Source organism: Fortiea sp. LEGE XX443, from assembly GCF_015206815.1.
Lineage (GTDB): Bacteria > Cyanobacteriota > Cyanobacteriia > Cyanobacteriales > Nostocaceae > Nostoc_B.
The window spans coordinates 1-9,500 of sequence record NZ_JADEXZ010000124.1 but is presented as its reverse complement, the minus strand read 5'-3'; the positions used below and the strand labels follow the sequence as shown (position 1 = coordinate 9,500).

Sequence of the window (9,500 nt, the reverse complement as noted above, 5' to 3'; positions counted from 1 at the left end):
TATACCAAAGACAATATTCATCCACAAATTTGACGGTTTGTTTGGGTGGACGAGGCTCTACCATGCTCTGTGTCTTCGTTCTGGGCTTTTTACATCCTTATACTACCGCGATAGTGACACAACAGGGGTAAAACCTTCCCAAGTTCGCCACTCACTACTATGCTTTTTCAACCGCACAGGACGCATTTCTAAATGCAAAATATCTTTGTTATCAACGGGTTGATATTCAAGCTTGCGAATATCAGAAATTGAACCGAGTAAACCACTTGCTGCTAAATGCCAATCAATTGCTGAAAATCCATCTGGCTCAAATTCTTTGTTCTGTTTAACAAATTTCTTAGCTTCTTTGCACAAATCCTCACTGATTTTATAAGCTCTTGCAAAAGGATAGTGAGTTTTAACAATACAAACACCTGCACAAGCCGTCAATTTTTCACCATCTGCAACATCCTGTTTTTCAAATTCTCGAAGAAATAAAGCAGCTAATTCTAGTCCCAATCTTCCTTCACAAATAAACGTGATATCATCACCGCCATAAACTAAAGGACGGAAAGGAAGATATTTGTTTTTGAGTTGAAATTCTCCAAGTTTACCTACAACTTTTCCTTCTTGTATTGACTTTGTAATTGCCTGCACAACAGCTTTTAGTGCATTTTTACCTGCCTCGTTAACACTTTTAGAAAAATCGCGCATTCTTTGGATATAGTCTCTATTATTTTTTGCATCTTCACCATATTTTTGAAACCGTTTACCCATCCCGTTACCATCAGCATGAACAATTGCTGCATAGCTAGATTCCCTTTCAGAACGTCCTAAATGATCTGTTCGGTAGGGGAACTGATAAATATCGCCGTCAACTACATCAGCGAACATTTCTTGCAGTTTTTTATTTGCTCTATTGACAGCTTTTAATTTTTGCTTAGTTTCAGTGGATATAAAGTAGCTATCTGCTTCTTCATCATCACCATATTGAATATATTTATTACTTCTATCAGTAGCAGGAAGTTGAGTAGAATTACAAGTAGTTGTCACGCCTAAACCTAGTAATGGTGCTGAAGCAATACGCTCATTTTTTCGGCGGTCAATTTCTCCTTCCATCAAATCTTTAACTACTTGATAGAGATTATCTTCATCCCAGTCAAAGTCAGCATGAGCAACTACTAGGTTAATTCCAGGTGTTTCTTCTAAAACTCGCTTGCTCAATATTTTAGTGAAATTTATAGCAATCTCTCGTGACTTGAATACTATCAATGTGTTTCCGCCACCTGCATAGACCATTTCAGCATCAAATCCGCTCGTTTCAATCGGTTCTTGTTGTTGATTTTTTAGAACACCTAATTTATCTAAAGTTTCTTCTACCCAATCACCTGTTACTTCAGAGACTAAATGAGATGCTCCAATATTTTCGCGCAGACGGTTACTGCTGAAAATATAATCCTGAATCCCTGATGTATCTATTACGGTTATGGTGAATTTATTCATTTCGCATCCTCATCATTTTTGTAAATCCAAGTATCAATTTCTTCTGATAAATTCATGAGAACATCTGCGCCAAAAACGGCGATTTTGTAATCTTTAATTATTGCATTAGAGTCAGAACTAAAAACATTGCTTATTTCAGTTTGTAGAGCATTTACATCTTTCTGACTGGCACAACACACTAAAGCGACTCGTGCTTCAGATCCGCCTAATTGCTGCGCCCTAATGTATGCTTCAAAAAGTTTTGATTTACATACTTGCTTACTTTTATCTGTAGTGCAGGAAATAGCAAAAAGTTGATAACCTCTCATGAAAGCTACATCAAATTGAAATTTATTTTCCTTGGGATTATTCTCAGTAAAAATCCAAAATGAAGTTGCACTATCGTGGATTAACCATTTTTTAGAAATTTCTTTAACTTGTTGCAAAACATAATGTTCTAGCCATTCACCATCGAGCCATTCACAAACGTGCTTTAATTTTTTTAATCCTTGTTTTTTGACAACCTCAAGAGATAGTTCTTCTTCTGTTAATCCCAATTCAATTAAGGCACTTTTGATTTGAGGTTGTGAATTTACAGTTTCTAAGCTTAAAGGATTAATTTTTTTAAGCTCTTCTTCCTTTAACCATCTGTATTTTTTATCTTTTGTTACTGGTCTGAGAATCTGATCACACCAGTTTCGCCATGCGGTTACACTATCTTCTTTTGTATGAAATTCTGCAAAAGCATTTGCAGCTTTAATTAGTTTAGGCTCATCTATAGGATCTGAACCCCATTTCCAACCATGCAATTCAAAAATCTTTTTCAAGTCTACTTTAAGCACATCTGGTGTTACTTTAATATGAATACGCTCTCTATCCTCTCTATCTATGCACATCTCCAAACTACGTGAATCAAGATAGCTAAAGACAGTATCAGGTCGAAATTGGCTCAATACTGCTCTGTAAGAGTGTACCGCCATTGCTTTTGTACCGCCCGTATAATTCAAGCCGGTTTTTCCATTCTTCAAACCTTTAATTTTGCGGCAAATTTCATCTTGAATGTGATAAGCATCAGACTCATATTTACCAAGAGAGATTAACTGCGTTGGTTGGAAACCTTTTCCTTCTTCGTCTCTGTCAAGGATGTTTTTCAGACGTTTAGCCTGAGTTTCTGTACCAGTCGTATGTACTAGGTATAAAGTACCATTTTTTTCTAGTAACAAATTTGCTGTTACATAGTTAGGTAAAGGATTTTCACCTACTAATAGAAATAGATGAGCAACTTTGTGATTATCAAAATCAGATGTAGTCATAATAAATTGCCTCACGTTTTAAATTTATGTGTTCATCAATAACTAAGCAGTTAATGAGCGATCGCCCCCTACCCCCCACTCAACCCCACCAACAACCGCGCCAAAGCTTGGATAATTGGACGCTGTGACACATCCTCACCTCGCTGTAATCTATGAACCCTACCACGTAAAATCGGCGTTTCCGACTCAACCACATCATTATTCCCAAAGAAATTGCTAAAAACGATCGCCACCACCTCTAACCTCAACTCATCACACAACCTTTCCCAAGGCGCAATCTCAGACTCATCTTTGACTAAAATCACCGCATGGGTAGCTTCTTTCATAATCAAGCGGTTCTCGTCGGAGATTCTTCCCCCAATATCAAAGACGAATATCGGAGTATTGATACTTCTGACTTCCTGCGCCTTCAATTTGGCGAACTCTGCGCTAAATCCAGCTTTGTATCGTGCTTTTAACTCGGTGGCTAAATCAGGATCACGCTTGGCGGTTTCGCTGTACCATGAACCATCGCCATCGGGACAGCCGGAAATAAAGTATGATTCGGGTGCGTCGGGAATCTGCAATAGTGCTTGTTTTAATCCATCTCGAAAGCAAGTCTTTCCGGTATTCGCAAAGCCACACAATACAACTTTGAGGTTGGTTTGGTGAGATTCTCGCACTACATCCAAAATATCCCCGACTTGATATTGGGGATATCTGCTAATGGTGACTACATATCTATCTATACCTGGATTGCCTATTTTGGGATCTAATAGAGCGATCGCATCATACAATTTCCCTAACTTATCTGCTAATACCTGACTAACTAATACTGAAACTCGTCCATTGATTTTGATGAGACCACCACCGGGTAATTCCCCTGTAGCTATCATCTCATCTAACTTGGCAGCTACATCGCGGACTATGCGATCGCCTGTAGCAAGTGTCGCACCAAACCCAACTTTCAAAACGTCGTCTTTTAGTTTGATGTGATACGTTGTCATATAATTTCTTGGTAGTTACACCCTTCTTTCTTTTGATCAATCAATTAAGTCTCCTAGTTTATACGAAGGATTGTGTGTAATACAAATCACATATTTACCTAACTTAGGATCGTAAAAGGCAACTGCCCCATATATATGAGCAAGTTTGTGTGCTAAAACAAATGCTACAGGGATAGAAATAGGCCCATTTATCTTAAGTAATTGCCCTCCTGGGAGTTCATCTGATGTGGCCATTTCCTCCAACCGCGCGGCTGCATCACGTACAATCTGGTCATTTTTGGCAGCTTCACCAAAACTTACACGTAAAATTCCTTCTTTTAGTTCGATTTTGTAAGTACTCATTATTCTTCGCCTTATTTGATGGGTACATCATACACGCACTTGGAAGATACTTCTTCCAAGTGCGTGTATCTTAAATAAAGTTATATGTTGAGATTCCCTGAGTGTCTGAATTAGTATTTCAAGATGTTCCTCAAGTTGAATTACTGCAATGGTTAGCACGCGGTTCACTCAAACAAAACTTGGGGCGAGCAATTCGACTGTGGGTATGGTTGCGATCGTTATACGGCTTTGAAGGAGCATCGCTTTACGGTGATCATCAAGAACGTTTAGTTTTAGGTGATTCCTTCACCTATGCAGAATGGCGGGACGTATTTTTTAGTCCCACTCACTCCAAAGGAGAAAAAGTTCCTAGCCTACATGATCCTGATTGTCCGTGTGCCAAAACAACAGAGGAGTGGTTATTCAACGAAAAAACAGGGATTGTTTATGAACAGTGGCAAGAATTGTTGATAGCTCACGCTAATATAAACGAATCCAAGTTAAACGAAGTATTAAAACAAAGATTGTTTGCTGTAACTCGTCGTTCTTTGCAAGGTGATTTAGAAATCTTAGCTCAGTTGGGTTGGCTGGTATATAAAAATGAAAAATATTACCGTTTGAGCGAGTTTCCACCACGTCCAGTTACGTCTAAAAATGAAACTAAGCCTAGCAAATTGAGTGCTTATGAATTGAACTTTTTACATGAAGATTTAGTGGGGTTTGCAGAAAATCACTCCCAAAAAATTAACGGAGTACAACGCTTTGTTCTGCAATTAGATTATGTCATTCCCCATAGCACTCTCGACTTAGTTGATGATTGGCAATATGAGTTCAGAAAACTATGGACAAAGATACCTATACCCCCGATCAAACTAATTTATGACAGCGCCAGGATAGGTAATTTTGTGACGTGTGTTGGGGTGCATCCCAGTTTTTATTTAGCGAGCAAAAATTAATCCATTAAGATAGGCACAACGATGAGCTAAGACTGGAGGAACGTTATCAAGTTTCCATTGTGCGCCAGAAATTTTAATTCGACGATCAATCTGTTTAACAGTAGACTCAATAGCAGCAGAACCAATGGAACAAATCTGTTCAGCTTGATAATATTGGTAGTTAACAATACGGTGTCGATGTTTCTCAAGGTAAGCACAGAAATTCTTGGATTGTTTGAGATTACAGTCGGCAAACACAGCGATAGCATCATCAACTTTTCCTTGCCAAAGAAGGGTTTTAGCATGATTGAGCCGTTGATTGGAACCGCCAATCTTGTGTAGATTTTCCATGAGATGAAACCAATCAAGTACTTCCCGACGCTGGTGTTCGGGAGCAAAATCGCGCACAATATTCCAAATACCATCATGTCCATCGCCAATGCAGGTCAAGATAGGAGCAAGTGATTGGCAGTTTTCCAATCATACTTTTTATCTGTCGTTTGTATCCTCTGTTTTCTCCCGTAACATTTTCGATAAAAAAACTCCTACTTCTGGCATGACATTGACATTAAAGCTATTTGCGCGGCATTAGGTAAAATTCGGTAGCAGTAAGTTAAAATCATAATGTTAGTATATCATTTATTGCTTATTGATGGAAGAGTTATATGATAAAGGTTTTCGCTCTGTTTACTCTCTTACTGTTCATATAGTTTTTGTGACTAAATACCGAAAAAAAGTAATTAATGAGCCTATGCTATCTAGGCTGGCAGACATATTTAAAGATACCTGTACCAAATGGGAATGCACATTAGTAGAATTTAACGGTGAAGTTGATCATGTACATTTACTCATTCGTTACCATCCACAAATTGAATTAAGTAAATTTATTGCCAATCTCAAAACTGTTTCTAGTCGATTAATTCGCCAAGAGTTTGAATCTATTTTGAGTCAAGTGTATACAAAACCTGTTTTTTGGACAGGTTCTTACTTCGTCGCTAGTTGTGGTGGGGTCACAGTTGAACAGTTAAAACAATATGTGCAACAACAACAATCACCTCATCAATAAGGATTCACTTTGTTCCGTTACAGAATCTTTGCCTCAATTCCCCACCCATCAACCTCTGGTATGATGGGCGACCCCTTGAGGCTTTTTGTTGGATAGACACGCTGCAAATATTTCTGATAAAGCCGTGCAAAGTAGAAAAACATCCGACGCGGGAAGTATTGTTCGGCGTAAGATTGGGTTTCGATATGTACCAGAAAGCCGACTTCTTCTCCTGCTTGCTGCACCTCAACCAGCAAGTCAACTAATTTGTCTTCCCCTGCTGTCAAATCGGCAAAGTATTCTTGGGGTAGAAAGCGGATGGAGTTTGGATCAATTGTGCTGGCGAGATGAGGTAGAAACAACTCCAAGAATTCGATGAAAAAAGTCGAGAGTAATTCTTTGAACAGGCGATCGTGTTCCGGCATTTTAATACTACATCCAGGCGCGATCGTATTGTACTGGCCAAAGTTTCTCATGTCCCAGTTCTTTAGCTGCTAGATGCGGCCAGTAAGGATTACGAAGTAATTCGCGTCCGAGCAAAACCAAGTCTGCTACTTCTGTTTGAATAATTTGGTCAGCTTGTTCTGGAGAAGTAATTAAGCCGACTGCACCTGTGGGGATATTGGCTTCCCGACGGATACGTTCGGCAAATTGAGTTTGATAACCAGGTTTGATGGGAATGTTGATACCGGGAATAATCCCCCCAGAGGAACAGTCAATTAGGTCTACACCCAAAGATTTGAGTTTATCGCTTAAAGCAACACTTTGTTCAATGTCCCAACCTTTGTCTCTCCAATCGGTGGCGGAGAGGCGGACAAATAAGGGATAGGCTTCTGGCCATACTTGGCGCACAGCTGCAATAACTTCTAACAATAGACGAGTCCGATTTTCAAAACTACCACCATAATCATCTTGACGCTGGTTAGCTAAGGGTGAGAGAAATTGATGTAGTAGATAGCCGTGGGCTGCATGAATTTCGATAACTTTGAAGCCAGCTTGTAGTGAACGTTGAGTTGCGGCAATAAAGTCCTGAATAATTTGTTGAATTCCAGCGATGCTCAAGGCTTCTGGTACGGGACTTTCTTTACTAAATGCGATCGCGCTACTAGAAACTATAGGCCGCCAACCCTCTTGAGATTCATCTAAGGCTTTTCCGCCACGACTGGGTTTAGCTGTACTGGCTTTTCTCCCTGCGTGGGCGAGTTGAATACCTGCAACTGCACCAAAGTGATGAATTAATTCAACGATTTTGGCTAAACCTTCTATGTGTTCGTCTGACCAGATACCCAAATCTTGCGGGCTAATTCGCCCACGCGGTTCTACAGCAGCTGCTTCTGTGAAAACTAAGCTCGCACCACCAACTGCGCGAGAAGCTAAATGTACTAAATGCCAGTCATTAGTATACCCATTTGTACTAGAGTATTGACACATGGGTGAAACAACAATGCGGTTGCGAAAGGTGATTTCACGAATCTTAAACGCCTCAAACAGATGTGCCATTGAGATGATTTCCTTCGCTTGCTGGGTTAGAGAAACTTTGATTGATAGCCAATGTCCGAAAGCACAAACGCGGGTATAATTACTCTGCAAGTGTTGCTAAAAATATTGTAAATTTTTATAAAAAATATCGATAATTAATCAAAATAGACAATTAAAACTTGCTCACGCTATTTTGCTTGAAGTGTCTACTAGATAAGACTAAAATTTTCATCTTTCGTCAAACTCTGACTGGAATTTTGGTGCGCGATCGCCATCACTTAATAACCACAAAAATATTTATAATGCTTCTTGGTATCATCCATTCAATAATATAGCCAAATTATGGCTAAACGTTGCAGCTAATTGCCTAAGAAAGTCTATATTATTAGTGAAAGAATTAATCACTGTACAGATGGCTCATTACCAAAAGCTCCTGAGAGTTTCTACTACTGGTAAATCTTTTCACAATATCACTGCCAAAGTCGAAGCTATAGTTTCTGAGTCGGGCGTAGAAACTGGTCTTTGCACTTTATTTTTACGCCATACTTCCGCTAGTTTAGTAATCCAAGAAAATGCCGATCCTGATGTATTAATAGATTTAGCTAACTTTATGGCCAAACTTGTTCCAGAATCGGGTGGATACATCCACGATGCGGAAGGGCCAGATGATATGCCAGCACACATCCGTTCAGCTTTGACTCATACTTCTGAACATATACCTATTAATCGCGGTCATTTGGTATTAGGTACTTGGCAGGGGATTTACGTTTGGGAACATCGCCAGCGCAGCCATACGCGAGATTTGGTTGTTCACATTTCTGGTTAATTAGAATATAGCTTGTGAGTTTTTATTCTTTGTTTTACTTCACGCAGAGCCGCAGAGAAAGAGTTAAAAATTGCAAGCTTTTGCATCTAAATATGCCCTAAGTCTGGTGCATAAATTGTGGCTTTTTTTTAAAACAATACAAAATTTAATAATATTTATATTTAGTTAATATTAATAGGCATTTTGAGGTAAAAGACAATAAAATTAAATATATTATTTGCTGAGGCTAGTTAAATTTGTATGAAGCAAAACCTGCCTTCTACTTATAATTTTCAAATTCTTGATGAATTTCTGTCCCAGCAGTTAGTTAATCCTTTATCACTCAATCCCCAAAAAAAATTAATTACGAGCTTTGCTGATTTAGGAAATTTAATTGCAGAAGAAACTACTAATATTCAACTAATATCAAATTTGCAAAATACATTAGAACTCATATTGGATGCTCAATTAGAGAATTTTCCCAAAAATATTTTTTGGGATTGCGATTTTATGGTGAGCAGTATCGTGCAGCAAGCTGTAGCTATGGGAGATGATGCTGTTGCTTTTTTACAGACTTTTGCTAACAAAATGGTGACTCTCAGCAAGTTATTTGGCATGAAACAGGAAATCCGCTTCTGTTATGTTCACGATTTTATGTATGGTTTTGAATGGGCAAGATGGGTACAAAAAGAACCACAAACTCGCGCACATTTAGAGCCTTTTAGTCTAATCTTTTTAGATTATTTACTTGCTAAAGGGCAAGAACTCATATATCGCATTCATCTCGATCAAGTGACACATTATAAACTGTGCGACACCGGCTTTCGTAATCCTTTTCCTTTCTCCCGCGAACCAGAAGATGAATATCGTCTGTTCACTTATCTTGCTAGTGAGGGACTAATCCCCATAGCAGCTTGGAAGTGGAATACTCAGCCTGTATGGAATCAGCCTTTTCAGGAAATACGTCAGCAGTTAGCATTACAGTTGAATATTCAACAGCAAAGACGCTGATTTGTAAAAGTGCTGTTAGAGGCTGTTTTAAAAGTCTAAGAGGTGGTAAAAAAACTCTCTCAGTATATGCTGTGAATAGATAATAGACAGCACTGAGAGAGCAACATGAGTAAAGCATACCCTAGCAATCTGACCCGCGCCCAA

Annotated in this window: 10 protein-coding genes and 1 pseudogene; 4 read left to right on the top strand and 7 right to left on the bottom strand. The window is 38.9% G+C overall.

Translation table 11 applies throughout. The features are described 5' to 3' along the window. Positions 1 to 102: 102 nt before the first annotated feature. The 4 genes from IQ259_RS26105 to IQ259_RS26090 form a co-directional block, all read right to left on the bottom strand. Positions 103 to 1,482, bottom strand: a complete 1,380-nt coding sequence (locus IQ259_RS26105) for a hypothetical protein (protein ID WP_193888892.1) — start codon at positions 1,480 to 1,482, stop codon at positions 103 to 105. Next, the gene (locus IQ259_RS26100) at positions 1,479 to 2,774 is read right to left on the bottom strand and encodes a Card1-like endonuclease domain-containing protein (protein WP_193888891.1); all 1,296 of its coding nucleotides are present in this window, start codon (positions 2,772 to 2,774) and stop codon (positions 1,479 to 1,481) included. The genes IQ259_RS26105 and IQ259_RS26100 overlap by 4 nt, the downstream gene beginning before the upstream one ends. 68 nt (positions 2,775 to 2,842) lie before the next feature. Beyond that, on the bottom strand, positions 2,843 to 3,760 hold the full coding sequence (locus IQ259_RS26095; RefSeq protein WP_193888890.1) for a CRISPR-associated protein Csx3: 918 nt from the start codon (positions 3,758 to 3,760) through the stop codon (positions 2,843 to 2,845). A 36-nt stretch (positions 3,761 to 3,796) separates the two neighbouring features. Beyond that, complete coding sequence (locus tag IQ259_RS26090) at positions 3,797 to 4,102, bottom strand: CRISPR-associated protein Csx3 (RefSeq protein WP_193888889.1); 306 nt, start codon at positions 4,100 to 4,102, stop codon at positions 3,797 to 3,799. Positions 4,103 to 4,203: 101 nt separating this feature from the next. Here IQ259_RS26090 and IQ259_RS26085 point away from each other — a divergent pair, with 101 nt between their 5' ends. After that, a complete protein-coding gene (locus IQ259_RS26085) occupies positions 4,204 to 5,037 on the top strand; it encodes a hypothetical protein (RefSeq protein WP_193888888.1) in 834 nt (277 codons plus the stop codon). On the opposite strand, the pseudogene IQ259_RS26080 reads toward IQ259_RS26085, so the two are convergent. Beyond that, positions 5,020 to 5,490 (bottom strand): annotated as a pseudogene (locus IQ259_RS26080) (ISKra4 family transposase); the annotation flags it as partial. The gene IQ259_RS26085 and the pseudogene IQ259_RS26080 sit on opposite strands and share 18 nt — an antisense overlap. A 178-nt stretch (positions 5,491 to 5,668) precedes the next feature. Between IQ259_RS26080 and tnpA the strand changes: the two are divergent. Next, positions 5,669 to 6,082, top strand: coding sequence for an IS200/IS605 family transposase (gene tnpA / locus IQ259_RS26075; protein ID WP_193888887.1), 414 nt, complete (start codon positions 5,669 to 5,671; stop codon positions 6,080 to 6,082). A 17-nt stretch (positions 6,083 to 6,099) separates the two neighbouring features. Here tnpA and IQ259_RS26070 read toward each other — a convergent pair whose 3' ends face one another. After that, positions 6,100 to 6,537, bottom strand: a complete 438-nt coding sequence (locus IQ259_RS26070; RefSeq protein WP_228014797.1) for a PD-(D/E)XK nuclease family transposase — start codon at positions 6,535 to 6,537, stop codon at positions 6,100 to 6,102. Beyond that, on the bottom strand, positions 6,494 to 7,561 hold the full coding sequence (gene namA / locus IQ259_RS26065; protein WP_193888894.1) for an NADPH dehydrogenase NamA: 1,068 nt from the start codon (positions 7,559 to 7,561) through the stop codon (positions 6,494 to 6,496). The genes IQ259_RS26070 and namA overlap by 44 nt, the downstream gene beginning before the upstream one ends. A 391-nt stretch (positions 7,562 to 7,952) precedes the next feature. On the opposite strand from namA, the gene IQ259_RS26060 reads away from it, so the two are divergent. Both IQ259_RS26060 and IQ259_RS26055 read left to right on the top strand, forming a co-directional pair. Next, a complete protein-coding gene (locus tag IQ259_RS26060) occupies positions 7,953 to 8,366 on the top strand; it encodes a secondary thiamine-phosphate synthase enzyme YjbQ (RefSeq protein WP_193888893.1) in 414 nt (137 codons plus the stop codon). Between the two features lie 240 nt (positions 8,367 to 8,606). Then, positions 8,607 to 9,356, top strand: a complete 750-nt coding sequence (locus IQ259_RS26055) for a hypothetical protein (RefSeq protein WP_193888886.1) — start codon at positions 8,607 to 8,609, stop codon at positions 9,354 to 9,356. The last annotated feature ends 144 nt before the right edge of the window (positions 9,357 to 9,500 follow it).

Coding starts and splice junctions, on each gene's coding strand:
- IQ259_RS26105 (WP_193888892.1), bottom strand. CDS start 1,482: ATGAATAAATTCACCATAACCGTAATAGATACATCAGGGATTCAGGAT.
- IQ259_RS26100 (WP_193888891.1), bottom strand. CDS start 2,774: ATGACTACATCTGATTTTGATAATCACAAAGTTGCTCATCTATTTCTA.
- IQ259_RS26095 (WP_193888890.1), bottom strand. CDS start 3,760: ATGACAACGTATCACATCAAACTAAAAGACGACGTTTTGAAAGTTGGG.
- IQ259_RS26090 (WP_193888889.1), bottom strand. CDS start 4,102: ATGAGTACTTACAAAATCGAACTAAAAGAAGGAATTTTACGTGTAAGT.
- tnpA (WP_193888887.1), top strand. CDS start 5,669: ATGGAAGAGTTATATGATAAAGGTTTTCGCTCTGTTTACTCTCTTACT.
- IQ259_RS26070 (WP_228014797.1), bottom strand. CDS start 6,537: ATGAGAAACTTTGGCCAGTACAATACGATCGCGCCTGGATGTAGTATT.
- namA (WP_193888894.1), bottom strand. CDS start 7,561: ATGGCACATCTGTTTGAGGCGTTTAAGATTCGTGAAATCACCTTTCGC.
- IQ259_RS26060 (WP_193888893.1), top strand. CDS start 7,953: ATGGCTCATTACCAAAAGCTCCTGAGAGTTTCTACTACTGGTAAATCT.
- IQ259_RS26055 (WP_193888886.1), top strand. CDS start 8,607: ATGAAGCAAAACCTGCCTTCTACTTATAATTTTCAAATTCTTGATGAA.